This window comes from uncultured Chitinophaga sp. (assembly GCF_937898475.1).
In the GTDB taxonomy this organism is placed as follows: domain Bacteria; phylum Bacteroidota; class Bacteroidia; order Chitinophagales; family Chitinophagaceae; genus Chitinophaga.
The window spans coordinates 851,301-865,376 of the sequence record NZ_CALEJS010000016.1 but is presented as its reverse complement, the minus strand read 5'-3'; the positions used below and the strand labels follow the sequence as shown (position 1 = coordinate 865,376).

Annotated in this window: 12 protein-coding genes; 9 read left to right on the top strand and 3 right to left on the bottom strand. The window is 51.9% G+C overall.

Features of this window, described 5'->3' with window-relative positions; genetic code table 11:
- Nucleotides 1-36: 36 nt before the first annotated feature.
- On the bottom strand, nucleotides 37-657 hold the full coding sequence (locus tag Q0577_RS13340) for a DUF4159 domain-containing protein (RefSeq protein WP_298737097.1): 621 nt from the start codon (nucleotides 655-657) through the stop codon (nucleotides 37-39).
- Nucleotides 658-812: 155 nt separating this feature from the next.
- Between Q0577_RS13340 and Q0577_RS13335 the strand changes: the two genes are divergently transcribed.
- The 7 genes from Q0577_RS13335 (at nucleotide 813) to Q0577_RS13305 (ending at nucleotide 10,922) form a co-directional block, all read left to right on the top strand.
- On the top strand, nucleotides 813-1,811 hold the full coding sequence (locus Q0577_RS13335) for a MoxR family ATPase (protein ID WP_298737096.1): 999 nt from the start codon (nucleotides 813-815) through the stop codon (nucleotides 1,809-1,811).
- Entirely contained in the window at nucleotides 1,808-2,695 is an 888-nt protein-coding gene (locus tag Q0577_RS13330) for a DUF58 domain-containing protein (protein ID WP_298737094.1), read from the top strand. Before Q0577_RS13335 ends, Q0577_RS13330 begins: the two co-directional genes overlap by 4 nt.
- Before the next feature lies 1 nt (nucleotide 2,696).
- Nucleotides 2,697-4,106: a BatA domain-containing protein gene (locus tag Q0577_RS13325; protein WP_298737092.1), complete on the top strand. Its 1,410-nt coding sequence runs from the start codon at nucleotides 2,697-2,699 to the stop codon at nucleotides 4,104-4,106.
- Nucleotides 4,099-6,276, top strand: a complete 2,178-nt coding sequence (locus Q0577_RS13320) for a hypothetical protein (protein ID WP_298737091.1) — start codon at nucleotides 4,099-4,101, stop codon at nucleotides 6,274-6,276. The genes Q0577_RS13325 and Q0577_RS13320 overlap by 8 nt, the downstream gene beginning before the upstream one ends.
- 2 nt (nucleotides 6,277-6,278) lie before the next feature.
- Nucleotides 6,279-7,811, top strand: coding sequence for a hypothetical protein (locus Q0577_RS13315; protein ID WP_298737090.1), 1,533 nt, complete (start codon nucleotides 6,279-6,281; stop codon nucleotides 7,809-7,811).
- A gap of 160 nt (nucleotides 7,812-7,971) precedes the next feature.
- Nucleotides 7,972-9,576 (top strand): TldD/PmbA family protein, encoded by a 1,605-nt coding sequence (locus Q0577_RS13310; protein WP_298737089.1) that lies wholly within the window; start codon nucleotides 7,972-7,974, stop codon nucleotides 9,574-9,576.
- 11 nt (nucleotides 9,577-9,587) lie between these two features.
- Nucleotides 9,588-10,922, top strand: a complete 1,335-nt coding sequence (locus Q0577_RS13305) for a TldD/PmbA family protein (RefSeq protein ID WP_298737088.1) — start codon at nucleotides 9,588-9,590, stop codon at nucleotides 10,920-10,922.
- Nucleotides 10,923-10,989: 67 nt separating this feature from the next.
- Here the strand turns inward: Q0577_RS13305 and Q0577_RS13300 are convergent, their stop codons facing one another.
- Entirely contained in the window at nucleotides 10,990-11,553 is a 564-nt protein-coding gene (locus Q0577_RS13300; RefSeq protein WP_298737087.1) for an AAA family ATPase, read from the bottom strand.
- A 90-nt stretch (nucleotides 11,554-11,643) separates the two neighbouring features.
- Nucleotides 11,644-12,114, bottom strand: coding sequence for an NUDIX domain-containing protein (locus tag Q0577_RS13295; RefSeq protein ID WP_298737085.1), 471 nt, complete (start codon nucleotides 12,112-12,114; stop codon nucleotides 11,644-11,646).
- Nucleotides 12,115-12,377: 263 nt separating this feature from the next.
- On the opposite strand from Q0577_RS13295, the gene Q0577_RS13290 reads away from it, so the two are divergent.
- Nucleotides 12,378-12,929, top strand: coding sequence for a sigma-70 family RNA polymerase sigma factor (locus tag Q0577_RS13290; RefSeq protein ID WP_298737083.1), 552 nt, complete (start codon nucleotides 12,378-12,380; stop codon nucleotides 12,927-12,929).
- Between the two features lie 120 nt (nucleotides 12,930-13,049).
- Entirely contained in the window at nucleotides 13,050-14,075 is a 1,026-nt protein-coding gene (locus Q0577_RS13285) for a FecR family protein (RefSeq protein WP_298737081.1), read from the top strand.
- Nucleotide 14,076: the final 1 nt, after the last annotated feature.

Sequence of the window (14,076 nt, the reverse complement as noted above, 5' to 3'; positions counted from 1 at the left end):
CAGCCGGTGGTAAGTATCATGCTTACTGCCGGTTGCTTACCCCATTGCATATACGACAATATTCACCCCGAACTTTGTATTGTCCTCCGCCATAAACCGCTTGTTCCTGAAATCATAATCCCATTCGCATCCATAATCCTTGTTGCTGTACAATACGGCCATGCGGCCATTGATCTCAATTGCTTTCAGGTAATCATGCACCAGGTCGTCTCCCCAGCCGTTCAGCTCAAATGAAGTTGTGGGCGGTCCCTTCTCAAAGTGAAAGAAGGAACGATAGAGCTCATGAGTATTGGGTATCTTTTTTAGAGCGGCTGGTCCGAACAGGCTGCTCATCTGCGCTTCAAATGATTTGGCAAACAGGCCGTCTATGTCATGGTTACAATCATCCACAAAAACAAACCCGCCGTTCTGTACATACTTCTTGAAAAAGGCGCTTTCCTGTGCGTCAAATTGTACCAGTTTATGACCGCTCAGATAACAAAAGGGGGCATTGAACAATTCATTACTGCCCAGGTCAATTATTTTTTCCTGCAGGTGAACGGGGATGGTGGTGTATTCTATCAATGAGTTCAGCAGGTTGGAAGGCATGCGCTGATCAGTGTCCCAATCGCCGGAACGGTAACGTAAACGGGTAAATGTAAATTTGGCGCTGTTCATGATAGTGCTGGAAAATTACGGGTTAACGGCAACTTCCATTCGCCGTTGGTGTAAAAATCCGGCTTTTGTTTTAAAATTCCTGCTTTTATATATAATTTCCTTGCGTTCAGACAAGGAGCTGCATTTATTTCATTTTTTTATATATAAACCTGCCCATGGAGATCACAGAACGTACGGTTCAACAGTTACAACAAAAGCTGGCTCAGCTTAAACAGGAAGTGCAGAAGGTCATAGTAGGGCAGGAGGCCATAGTAGAAGAGATACTGGTAGCATTGCTGGCTGGCGGCCACTGCCTGCTGGAAGGGGTGCCCGGCCTGGCCAAAACCCTGATGGTGCGTACCCTCTCACAGGCGCTGGACCTGAGCTTCCGCCGTATACAGTTCACACCGGATCTGATGCCTACAGACATCATCGGCACTGAAATACTGGAAGAAGACCATGCCACCGGTAAACGCTTTTTCAAATTTAACCGCGGGCCGCTGTTTGCCAATATCATCCTGGCCGATGAAATAAACCGTACACCGCCCAAAACACAGTCCGCCCTGCTGGAAGCCATGCAGGAGTTTGAGATCACCTACGGCGGACAAACCTATGTGTTAGACAGGCCCTTCTTCATACTGGCCACCCAGAACCCGATTGAGCAGGCGGGCACTTATCCTTTGCCGGAGGCGCAGCTGGACCGCTTCTTACTATACATAAAGATCGGCTACCCCGGCGCAGAGGAAGAAACCGCCATCCTTAGCAGCACCACCGGCAACCGAAAGGTAACGGTAATGCCTGTACTGGGCGCCACAGAGATACAACAGCTGCAGCAACTGGTGCGTGAAGTAAGTATTGATACAGATCTTATTCAGTATGTAGCCACCCTTATACGCGCCACCCGTCCGGATACCACCACCGTTCCTTACGTAAAGGAATGGGTGCGCTGGGGCGCCGGGCCAAGAGCGGGGCAGGCCCTCATTCTTACCGCTAAAGCCAGGGCCCTGTTCAAAGGCCGCTATGCCGCAACAATGGAAGACCTGCATGCGATGGCTTACCCCGTATTGCGGCACCGGGTATTGATGAACTTTAAGGCAGATGCAGAACATATCAGTGCAGACGACGTTACGAAAGAGCTGTTAAAAACAATACCCAGGTTACAATCTCCCCTATGAGCCAGCTGTTGGATCCAAAAGTGTTGATGGCCATTAAAGACCTGTCCCTGGCAGCCCGCACGGTGATAGACGGTTTTATGTCTGGCCTTAACCGCAGCCAGATGAAGGGTGCCGGACTGGAATTCAGCCAGTACCGCAGCTATCAGCCGGGGGATGATCTGCGTTGGCTGGATTGGAAAATGTACGCCCGTTCAGACCGTTACTACATCCGCGAATCTGAAATGGAAACCAGCATTTCCGTCCGCTTCCTGGTAGACGCCAGCAATTCCATGAACCATAAGGATGGAGACATTTCCAAGATGGATTATGCCCGTTACCTGGCCGCAGCGCTGGCCTACCTGGCCTATATGCAGGGAGATGCAATAGGTTTGTATGTTTTCCGCGATGCGCATCTTTATTCGCTGCCCTCCCGGAAAGATCCCCAGCACCTTTCAAGGTTGTTCTTCCAGCTGGAGCAGCTGCAGCCCGCAGGCCGCTTTACTGAAGAGATCCATTACAAACAGCTGTTCACCGGTGAACGCCGCCGCGAGCTGCTGATCTTTATCACTGATATGTACCAGCAGAAAGAAGAGATCAGCCACCTGCTGTCCGCTTTATCTGCCCTGCAGCATGAGCTCATCGTTTTTCACCTGATGGGAAGGAACGAACTGGAAATGGACTTTGGCAACTATGCCGCACTAAAAGACCTGGAAACCGGAGAGACCATACAGATCAACCCTGCACAGATGAAGCGTACCTATATGGAAAACATGGAGCAATACCTGGCCGCTACACGTATGCAGCTGCTTGAACAACACATCTTCTACCGGATGGTCCCCATGGATCAGCCGCTGGACAAAGCACTGCGCGATTTTCTAAACCAACGTCAAAGATCAGAAATATAACTTGCTGCAGCTGTTACAACCCATATGGCTTTGGTTAACAGCCGGGATCATCATCCCGGTGATGATCCATTTATGGAACATTCGCCCGGGTAAAACCCTGGCGGTTGGCAGCATTGCATTGCTGAAAGAGAACGGGCGCCCATCCTCCCGCAGCCTGCAGTGGTCTGATCTGCTGCTGCTCTTACTGCGTTGCCTGCTCATTATACTGCTGGCGTTGTTGCTGGCCAAACCCGTTTGGCGGGCCGCTTCTGTAAAGAAAGAAAAAGGCTGGGTATTGATAGCGCAGAGCGGATTGGAGGAAACCTACCGGCAGTTCCAGCCGCAGGTGGATAGTTTATTACAGGCGGGATATTCCTTTCATTATTTCGCAGCCGGCTTCCCGGGAGAAGACCTGCAAACCGCACTGCGGCACGCAGCAGATGCGGAGGCAGACAGCGCGTCTTACTGGGCCTTGCTGGATAGTTTACAGCAACATCCCCAGGCTCCCGCCACCCGCTTTCTTTTTACACCACATTATCTAAGCCGGTTTCACGGGCAACGCCCGCATATTGATACAGGTACACACTGGTATGTATATCAGCCTGCAGATTCAGTAAGCAACTGGCAGGCGGGATCATATGTTACCGCATCCGGCAGCGTACGTACCCGTAAGGTAAGCAGCCGCGCCAGCGGCAATAGTTACATTTATGAACACTTGCCCGCCGCCAGCGCCCAAACAGACACGGCCACCCGGCTGATCACCGTTTTTGCAGATACATATGCGCATGACGCATCGTACCTGCAGGCGGCTATAACAGCCATACAGGAATTTACAGCGCGTAAGATCCGCCTGTCGGTGATCAGTGAGCTGCGCGCATTGCCCGCGCAAACCGACTGGTTGTTCTGGCTTTCTCCGCAACCCATCCCTGAACAGGTAAAATCGGATAATATCTGGCGTTATGATAGCGGCACGGTGGTAAACGCCTCCTCCTGGATCATTTCAAATGAAGCAACGCCTGTACCGCTTTTCAAACGCATACAGGCTGCTCCGCCTGTAAACGGGCTTGTACAATGGAAAGATGGCTACGGCAATGCCATACTGTACCTGGAACAAATCAACGACACCCGCGTTTATCACTTCACCAGCCGCCTGGACCCCGCCTGGAACGAGCTGCCCTGGAACGCAGCGTTCCCGGGCCTCCTGCTACAACTGCTGTATCCGGACAGCCTTGCTGTTCCTGCAGATAAAGATCGCCGGGCGATAGCGGCACAGCAATTGCGGCCAGATCAGTATAACGCGGAGCGCTCAAGTAAAAGAACAACATTACCCGTAACAGACCTGGGAACTTTAATATGGGTAATGGTTTTTATCGTGTTCCTGGCAGAGCGGATATGGGTATTCACCTCTCAAAGAACAAGCACCAATGGTTGATCAGCAGGCAGTACATATGATCCATACGCTGCGGCGGAAATGGCGGGCAACTGCCCTGCTGGTGCACATCATGACAGCTATGGGGCTCACCGCCGTCGCCACCGTGCTGATCTGCAAGGTGCATGATAGCGCTTTGTGGTGCGCATTCCCGGTGGGGATAACAAGCCTGGTGCTCTTGCTGCTACCCTCCCGTACCTGGCGCATAGATGACGCAGATGTGGTACGTTATTTCAATGTACATTATCCCGAGCTGGAAGACAGCTGTGCCCTGCTGCTGAAACCTCCGCATACCCTGGGTATGCTGGAGCAGCTGCAGGTCAGGAGAATAGAACAGGTGTTGCAGCGCATACCTCCGCCGCAACCTTACAAACAACAATTACGTATAGCCGTATTGTTTTTAGCAGCTGCCTTGCTTATCAGCGCGGCCATGTATATATGGTGGCATCCCATCATCCTGCATCAGCAAAAAACAAATGAACGCCCGCGGCCTACCGGCAGCCTGCCAGCTGCCATGCCGGAGATCGCAGCGCTAACGGTGACCATCACGCCGCCAGCTTACACGGCCCGCAAACAACGGCACCAACAGCAGCCCGACCTTGAAGTGGAAGAAGGCGCCCGTGTACAATGGGATATCCGTACCAGTAAGCCGGTGGGCTCCCTGCAATTGATTTTGAATGATACCGGGCAGCTGAACCTTTCACCGCAAAATAAGGAAGGCACTTTGTGGAAGGGCGGCCTCAGGGCTGCATATTCGGGTTTTTACCAGCTGAAATTGGCCAGCAAATTATCCGGCCTCTATAAACTGGCCCTGATCAAAGATCAGCCTCCCGTTATCACTGTGCAGTCGCCTGCTTCGTATACTGTAATTGATTATGGTATGCCGCAAACGCTTAAAGTGCAGGTTTCGCTTTCGGATGATTATGGCCTCAGCGCAGCTTCCATACAGGCTACTGTAGCCAGCGGCAGCGGTGAATCGGTGAAGTTTAAAGAACAGGCCATTCCCTTTAATACGGTATTCAACGGCGCCCGCAAACAATACAGCCTGCAGCATACCATCAACCTGCAGGCATTGGGCATGCAACCTGGTACGGAACTATATCTTTACATCCAGGCAACAGATAATCATCAGCAGTACAGCCGCTCAGGCATGTACATGGTAGTACTGCCGGATACCGCACAGCTTATGAGCCTGGAGGGCCTTGCCAACAGCGTGAACGTTAAGCCGGAATATTTCAGAAGCCAGCGGCAGATCATCATCGAAACAGAACAGCTGATCCGCGCCAGAGACACGATGCCTGAGAAGACCTTCCGGCAGCGCAGCAACGACCTGGGTATTGATCAACGGCTGCTGCGCCTGCGCTATGGCCGTTTCCTGGGAGAGGAAACAGCAACCAACCTCGGTGAAGATCGTGTGAGCGATGAAGCGCATGAAGGACACGATCATGATCATGATCATGCAGCAGCAGATGACGCTGCCATTGTCAGGGACTTTAACAATGCAGAAAAAATATTAGACCAGTTCTCCCACAAACATGACATCGCAGAAGATGCGTCCTTCTTTGATCCTGTTACCAAACAACAGCTCAAGGCCACGCTGGCGGAAATGTGGAATGCAGAGCTGCGCCTGCGTACGTTTAAACCGCAGGAGGCCCTGCCCTATGAATACAAGGCCCTGCGCCTGCTGAAAGACCTGCAACAGCAGTCAAGGGTCTATGTTGGCAAAACCAGCGTGAAAACCACACCCCTGAAACCAGAAAAACGGTTAACGGGAGAACTGGACAAAATCATCATTCCCGTGCTGCAGCATGATTATACACAAGCTGCTCCCGCAGGCCGCCTGCCACAGGCATTAGCCATACTGGAACGGTTGAAGAGCGGCGCACCGCTGTCAGACCCGGTTAGCATGAATGTATTACAGGAAGCCGCCCGCCGGATGAGCGCCCGGGCTACGGCCTCGCCTGCACGATACCTGTCTTCCCTGCAGGCTATGCGTGGTGTGCTGGATGCATTGGAACAACATTCGGCGCCTGATCCGCAGGCAGTAGCAATGGCAGCGCAGGCAGTCTATGATATGATACCGGAGCCAGACCGCCTGCCGCAGGCAGTACACACCACTTCGGGCGCCGGCTTATCGCAACAATACTTTAAAAACCTGAACCGGCAGCAATAACGATGATGCACTGGAATTACATAGTAGCCATAGCAGCCGCCTTATTGCTGGCCTTCCTGGTCTGGAAGGAGATCAAACGTCCCAACAAGGCAAGGCTTTATGGGCGTTTACTGGCCTCACTGCTGGCAGTTGTCAGCCTGGTATTTCTGTTGCTGCCCTTTCCCCTGCATAAAAAGCAGGATGAGCGCAGGGAGCTGAAAGGGGCTGTTCAGACAGATACCCTCCCCGCCGGTGTCCAGTCTGTTTACTGGCAACGGCAGCTTAATACGGGAAGCAATCTTCATTTGCAGGGCCGCTATAAGAACAGCAGCACGGTACCCGTAAAGCTCCTGCTGAGCGGTTTTAACGAGCGTCTGGATTCTGTTACCATTCCGCCGCAGGAGGAGCGCCCTTTTGCATTAAGCGCCGGCCCCCGTCATATTGGCCGCGCGTTGTATACCTTCCTCGCCTTGGCAAAAGATACACTGGCAAAAGAACCGCTTCCTGTAGAAGTATTGCCAGCCCGTCCCCTCAAAGTACTCATACTGGCCGCCTCGCCTGATTTTGAAAACAAGTTCCTGGCCAACTGGCTGTCAGAACATGACTATATAGTGGCTATGCGTACCGCTATCAGCCGCAATAAATACAGTTATACTTTCCTGGATACAACCCGCTTCCCGCTGGAAAGGATTACGCCGGAACGCCTCACTGCATTTGATCTGTTGATAAGCGATGCCGCCGCGTTGGCGGCATTGGGCAGGGATGAGCTGGGGGCCGTCAGGTTACAGGTGGCGGAAAAAGGATTGGGCCTCATCATCCGGGCAGACAGCAGTATTGCATCCGGTCAGTTCTACGGGCAGCCATTTACATTAACCGCTGCGGCAGATAAGAATGAACGCCCCTTATTGCTGCACAGCGCAGCTGGCGACAAAGCCGTTACATTGGTAACCGCCCCTGCGGCCTGGTTGCGTAATACCCCGGGTTTGCAGTCGCTTGTTTGGGATCCGCAGCGGCACATCCTCGCAGGTAGCAGTTTGTATGGTGAAGGCCGACTCGTACTCACCACCCTTGGTAACACCTATGCCTGGATACTGTCTGGTCAGCCGGCCGCTTATCAGTCGTTATGGTCTTTGCTTTTACAGCAGGCGGCCCGGCAGCAGCCCTTGCAGGATCGCTGGCGTACAGGCCTTGCTTTTCCGAAGGCGCAAAAGCCCGTGCCGCTGCAGCTGGAAACCCCGCAGCCATACCCGGTGGCAAGGGTGAATGATGCGGCGCTGAGCCTTTCTCAGGATGCTGTTCTGCCTTACCATTGGCAGGGGATTTACTGGCCATCACAAGCGGGCTGGCAGGCTGCCGTATCATCGCAGGGAGATAGCAGCTGGTGGTATGCCTTTGCAGAAAAAGACTGGCAGCACCTGTCTGCCCGCGAAGCAATTCCCGGACGCAGGGGCATTGCAGCCACCGATGGGAATACCAGTCGCGTCCCGCTCATTAGCTGTGCGATTATCTTTATGTTGTCAGCAGCTTTTTTATGGGCGGAAGAAAAATTAGTCTAACGGTATAATAAGTTTGAGAGAATTGTATAATTTTCATGATAACAACCATTATTAAGAGTTTACAGAAAACCAGGATATCTAAACCGCTTTTTTCACTTCATTATTAAACCTAAGGAGGGTCTTCGAATTGAACAGAAAAGATTTTCTACAGCTTTCGGCTATGAGCTTTGGTGCATTGATGGTGCCGAAGTCGCTGTTCGCCGGTAACGACATTGATCCTGCCCACGCACTGGTGGGAGGGATGGATGTAGCCATGAAGAAACAGCTGGCCGACCTTGCACTGAATGCCGCCCGCGCCAAAGGCGCCACCTATGCGGATGTACGTATAGGCCGTTATCTCAACCAGTTTATCCTTACCCGCGAGAAAAGGGTACAGTCCATCTCCAATACCGAATCTTTTGGCGTGGGTATCCGCGTGATTGCCAACGGTAGCTGGGGTTTTGCTGCTTCCAATAACGTTACCCGCGAAGACATCATCAGGACGGCAGAAAGGGCAGTGGCAGTGGCCAAAGCCAATGCAAAGATCATGACGGAGCCTGTGCAGCTGGCCCCGCAGAAAGGGTATGGTGATGTAAGCTGGAAAACGCCGATCCAGCAGAATGCCTTTTCCGTTCCCGTAAAAGATAAAGTAGACCTCCTCCTGCAGGTGAACGATATTGCCTTGCAGGGCGGCGCCAACTTCGTGAATTCTGCCATCATGGGTGTGAATGAACAGAAGTTCTTCGCCTCTACCGATGGCTCTTATATTGACCAGGATGTACACCGACTCTATCCTTTCTTTGTGGTGACCAAAATAGACAAGGCCAGCGGTAAATTTGAAACCAGGCGTTCGCTCAGCTCTCCCGTAGGCATGGGCTACGAATACCTGACTCCCACCGCAGATAATAAAGTGGCCGGTGTGGTAACCCGCTACAAGAACCGCTACGATATACTGGAAGATGTGAAGAACGCTACGGCAGACGTAGCCCAGAAGATAAAAGCGAAATCCGTAGAACCGGGTAAATATGACCTGGTGCTGGATCCCTCGCACCTCTGGCTCACCATTCACGAATCAGTGGCCCACCCTACAGAGCTGGACCGCGTACTGGGCTATGAAGCCAATTATGCAGGCACCAGTTTCCTGACGCTTGATAAATGGCGCTCCGGTAATTTCCAGTTTGGCAGCAAGCTGGTTAACATCGTGGCAGATAAATTACAGCCCGGTTCCCTGGGCGCTGTAGGCTATGACGATGAAGGCGTGAAATGTAAGGAGTGGGACATCATTAAAGACGGTATACTCGTGAACTACCAGGCCATACGCGATCAGGCGCACATCATCGGTCTCAAGGAGTCACAGGGCTGTTGCTACGCACAAAGCTGGGAGGATGTACAGTTTCAGCGTATGCCCAACATCTCGCTGAAACCAGGTAAGGATCCCCTGAGCGTAGACGATATGATCAGGAATGTGGAGAAAGGCATTTATATCGTTGGCGATGGCTCCTTCTCTATTGACCAGCAACGCTACAACTTCCAGTTCGGCGGACAACTGTTCTACGAAATTAAGGATGGCAAAATTGCCGGTATGCTGAAAGATGTAGCCTACCAGGCCAATACCCGCGAATTCTGGAACTCCTGCACCGCCATTGCCGATAAAAGCGATTACCGTTTAGGCGGGGCGTTTAACGATGGGAAGGGTCAGCCCGGCCAGGCAAACGCTGTTTCGCATGGCAGCTCCACTACCCGTTTCAATGGTGTAAATGTTATTAACACAGCAAGAAAAATCTGATTAACCTTACTATGGCTATACTAAAGAAAGAAGAAGCACAGGTACTGCTCAAAAAAGTATTGGGCTTTTCCAAAGCCGATGAGTGTGCGGTGCGGCTGGGTGGCCGGGAAGGCGGCAATATCCGCTATGCCCGTAACGCGGTATCTACAGCCGGTGATATGAGCACCCTGGAACTGACGGTCCGTTCCACCTTCGGTAAAAGAACAGGAAGCACCACCATCAACGAGTTTGATGATGCTTCCCTGGAAAAAGCCGTACGCCGCTCAGAAGAGCTGGCACAGCTGGCGCCTGAAGATCCGGAACATATGCCGCTGCTGGGTCCTCAGACCTACCAGGAGAGCGTTACCTATGTACCCGCAACCGCTGCCATCACCCCTGATACCCGGGCAGCAGCCGTGGCAAAAAGTATACAGGTTTCTAAAGAAGAGAAGCTGGAGGCAGCCGGCTTCCTGGAGAACAGCACCACCTTTGAAGCGATGATGAACTCAAAAGGACTGTTCGCCTATAATACCAATACAGATGTTATTTTCAGCGTTACTACCCGCAACCAGGCTGGTACCGGTTCGGGGTACGCCGCACGCGGCTATAATGATATCAGCAAGCTGGATACCTATACCGCTACCAAAATAGCCGCTTCCAAAGCCAATGGCTCTGCAGATGCAAAAGCGATCGAGCCCGGAAAATATACCGTGATACTGGAACCCGTGGCCGCTGCGTATATGATGGAGAATATGTTCCGCGCGCTGGATGCCCGCAATGCAGACGAAGGCCGCAGCTTTATGAGCAAACCCGGTGGCGGCAACCGCCTGGGCGAACAGCTGATGGATGAAAAAGTGACCATCTACTCCGATCCCTTCCACCCGGAGCTGCCCGTGTCCACCTGGAATAACGAAGGCGCTCCCCTGGAAAAGATCAGCTGGATAGAAAAAGGCACGGTAAAGAACCTGGCCTATTCCCGTTTCTGGGCACAAAAGAAAGGGGTGAAGCCGGTACCTGGTCCCAGCAATATCATCATGGAAGGCGGCAATGCTTCGCTCGAAGAGCTGATCAAAAGCACTGAACGCGGCATCCTGGTATCGCGCCTCTGGTACATCCGTATGGTAGATCCGCAGACATTGCTGCTCACGGGCCTTACCCGCGACGGAACTTTTTACATTGAGAACGGTGTGATCAAACACCCCATCAAGAATTTCAGGTTTAACGAAAGCCCGGTGATCATGCTGAATAATGTAGAGGCATTGGGCAAACCGGAAAGGACCATCAGCGTGGAGTCTTACCGTAGTTACCTGATCCCGCCCATGAAGCTGAGGGATTTTACTTTTACCTCCCTGTCAGACGCGGTATAAACAAGCTGAATAAATGTTGCTATAAGCCCGCAGCCGCTGTAAGCTACGGGCTTTTTATTGTAACAGGTCAATACTTCTGGGCTTCCTCCAGCACAAATTCCACCCGGTCTGCTATTGACATTTTAGGTACCTCTACCAGTACATAATCATATTTTCTATACACATTTTTCAGCACCTCGTAAGTAGCAATCGCCGTTTCAAAACTTTGTTTCCGTTCTGCATCTGTTTGATAGATCTCTTCCCATGGCGGGAACAGGAATACCTGCTGGTTGTAACGCAGCTGATAGGTAGCCGTTTTAAGTTCCGGATCCACGGGCAGATCATTAAGCTGCGCATGACAGATCACATCCGGTAGTCCACGGTCAAAAAAGCAGGGCCCTGCACTCGCCGAGGGTGCCGTATCAAAAACCGCAATGGTTTGTTCCTGCATCAGCTGCGTATACAGCTGCATATCTTTCCAGGGTACTCCCGGCCCATTACTGGCCACCTGCTGCCGTATGATCTGCCGCGCCACCTCCGGTATACAGGGGTAGCCCTTTTGTTCCAGTACTTCTATCACGGAGGTTTTCCCTGCACCGGGACCGCCCGTAAATACAAAGCAATGCCCTTTGTATAATGGTGTTGTTATCATCACATATGTTAAGATGGATTGACGTTCAGGTTCACCAATAATCAGCCTGGTCACTGATCAAAACTTCCAACACCTAACAAACCTCAAACGTCAACCGTTCAACTTTTCCAGTAACGCCTCAATTATCGGTTGCTGGCTTTCCAGTATTTTCTGCCTGGCCTCCGCAATGTCAAACCAGCCCGATTTGTCTACTTCCGGGAAACTGGCTTTTTTGCCGGAGCGGGGCGGCCATTCCATCTCAAAGGTGTTGCTGCGGATGGCTGCCGGGTCTGTATCTCCTTCCAGGGCCCAGGCGTATACGGTTTTACCGCCCTTTTGTTTAATGGGTTCCAGTGCAATAAATGAGGCAGGTAAAGCCGCAAGGGGAATACCGGTCTCTTCTTCCCACTCCCGCAGCGCAGCCGCCAGGGGCGCTTCTCCAGGCTCGTATTCTCCTTTGGGTATAGACCATGCGCCTGCATCCTTTTTGGCCCAGAACGGCCCTCCCGGGTGCACCAGGAACACCTGCAGCACATCGCCGCGGTAACGGTACAATAATATGCCTGCGCTCATTTTTGCCATGCGTAAAATTACGCAAGCGCCGCGCCAATCTTACAGGCAGTATTACAACCCTGCTGTCAAAAATTCTTTAGCTAACATACGTTAAAACAACTATCGCTGTAATGCTCAACCCTGCTGTGTTAGCCGCTTTTCGCGGTTTATGGGGCCGCATTTTTCCCGCCGGAAACCCTGCTGAATCTTTTTATTTCCCGTGGAAAAATTGTATCTATGTTCTGATTTGCCGGCTCATTGGAGTATTTACGCCGATATACGGCATTAACCTTATGCAACACCAGACCGTGGACCAGATTGCCGCCATAAGATCAGGTACGATCGCTGCTTTTGAGGAAGTGTATTACGCGTTTCATGAGAAACTGTATTTCTATTTCCTGAAGCGGACAACGGATGCCGATGTGGCCACAGAACTGGTACAGCTTACCTTCATCAAACTTTGGCGTTACCGCAGCCACCTGAACGAAACACTGCCGCTTTCACAACAGATCTTCCGTATTGCCCGCACCACCCTGATAGATGTACTGCGCCGTAAAGCCCAGCACCGCGCTATTCCCATAGCAACCGATCAGCTGCCCGAACTGCCGGATAACTCCCGCGCAGCCCAGGAAAGAGAAACGCTGGATATCATGCACCGCGCCATGGAGCACCTTTCCCCTGAAAGAAAGAAGATCATCCAGTTCCGCATTAAAGGCTTTTCCAACCGGGAGATAGCCGCCCACCTTTCCATCTCACTTAAAACCGTGGAGAACCAGGTGAACCGCGCTATCAAACAGCTCCGGGAGTCCATCGCCCTGGTACTGATCATCGCGGCGTTCCTTTAACTACTTCTTTTTCAACCAGCTGGCCGCTGGAAAATAAAGCCCTAATATTTTTTTAATGACGGTGGGTGTAGCCTCCTTTTGCTGCGTAGTATATCTTAAACTGGGTCATATTTTTGCCAGATGAAGATCACCCGTGCATTAATAGAGAAATTTTTTCACAACCAATGTACTGCAGAAGAAGCGTCTGCAGTGGGGAAGTATCTGGAACAACACCCGGAAGAACTGGAAGCATGGCTGCCCGGAGAGGAGTGGGAAGCATATGAGCCGCAAGGCCACCTGCACCCTCAACACAGCAACGCCATGCTGGAGGAAGTGCACCGGGAGGCAAAAATAGTACGCATCCGCCGCTATAGCGCCTGGGCAGCAGCCGTTGCGCTTTTACTATCAGCGGGCGCTTACTGGTGGCAGCATCATCATCAGGTAAAAGACCTGCAGCCGCTGTTAGCCAGTCACCAGCAAATACAGGACACTGTAGTCACCAATACAGGAACCACCGTCAGGCATATTACACTGCCCGATGGTTCCGATGTAGCACTGGAGCAATACAGCTCCCTGCGATGGACGCCCGGGTTTACCCGGACGCAACGCTCGCTCTCCCTGGAGGGCGCAGCCACTTTCAATGTAGCACAGGACAAGGGACGACCATTTACTGTATATTCTGAAAATGTAGCAACCACCGTACTCGGAACAGCCTTCAGGGTCAGCGCCTATAAAGGCGATTCAGCCGTGAAAGTAAGATTGCTGACCGGTAAGGTAATGGTAAAAACAACAGGAGCTCAAGCCGGAAAAGGCATTGTCTATTTAACACCCGGACAGGAATGCGCTTTCAACAAAGGACAGCACGCGCTCACCGTTTACAGGTACGGGCCTGCTCCCGGAAGCGTAAAGCCGGCAACGTTAAAAGGCAGCATTGCAGAGAACGGCGAAGAGCTCCTGTTTACCAATGTACCACTGCCACAGGTGCTCAGAAAGTTTGAAACCGTTTACAACGTCCATATCAGCTATTCCGCTCAGCAGTTAAAGAAGTACTACTTTACAGGAACCATCAGCAGGAAAGATGCCGTAAACGGCATACTGAAAACCATTGCTGAACTGAACCGTCTGCAGCTTTCTCAGGATAGCGCCGGTTACCATATTTCGAGATAAC

Coding starts and splice junctions, on each gene's coding strand:
- Q0577_RS13295 (WP_298737085.1), bottom strand. CDS start 12,114: ATGGCAAAAATGAGCGCAGGCATATTATTGTACCGTTACCGCGGCGAT.
- Q0577_RS13340 (WP_298737097.1), bottom strand. CDS start 657: ATGAACAGCGCCAAATTTACATTTACCCGTTTACGTTACCGTTCCGGC.
- Q0577_RS13310 (WP_298737089.1), top strand. CDS start 7,972: ATGAGCTTTGGTGCATTGATGGTGCCGAAGTCGCTGTTCGCCGGTAAC.
- Q0577_RS13290 (WP_298737083.1), top strand. CDS start 12,378: ATGCAACACCAGACCGTGGACCAGATTGCCGCCATAAGATCAGGTACG.
- Q0577_RS13305 (WP_298737088.1), top strand. CDS start 9,588: ATGGCTATACTAAAGAAAGAAGAAGCACAGGTACTGCTCAAAAAAGTA.
- Q0577_RS13335 (WP_298737096.1), top strand. CDS start 813: ATGGAGATCACAGAACGTACGGTTCAACAGTTACAACAAAAGCTGGCT.
- Q0577_RS13285 (WP_298737081.1), top strand. CDS start 13,050: ATGAAGATCACCCGTGCATTAATAGAGAAATTTTTTCACAACCAATGT.
- Q0577_RS13315 (WP_298737090.1), top strand. CDS start 6,279: ATGATGCACTGGAATTACATAGTAGCCATAGCAGCCGCCTTATTGCTG.
- Q0577_RS13330 (WP_298737094.1), top strand. CDS start 1,808: ATGAGCCAGCTGTTGGATCCAAAAGTGTTGATGGCCATTAAAGACCTG.
- Q0577_RS13300 (WP_298737087.1), bottom strand. CDS start 11,553: ATGATAACAACACCATTATACAAAGGGCATTGCTTTGTATTTACGGGC.
- Q0577_RS13320 (WP_298737091.1), top strand. CDS start 4,099: ATGGTTGATCAGCAGGCAGTACATATGATCCATACGCTGCGGCGGAAA.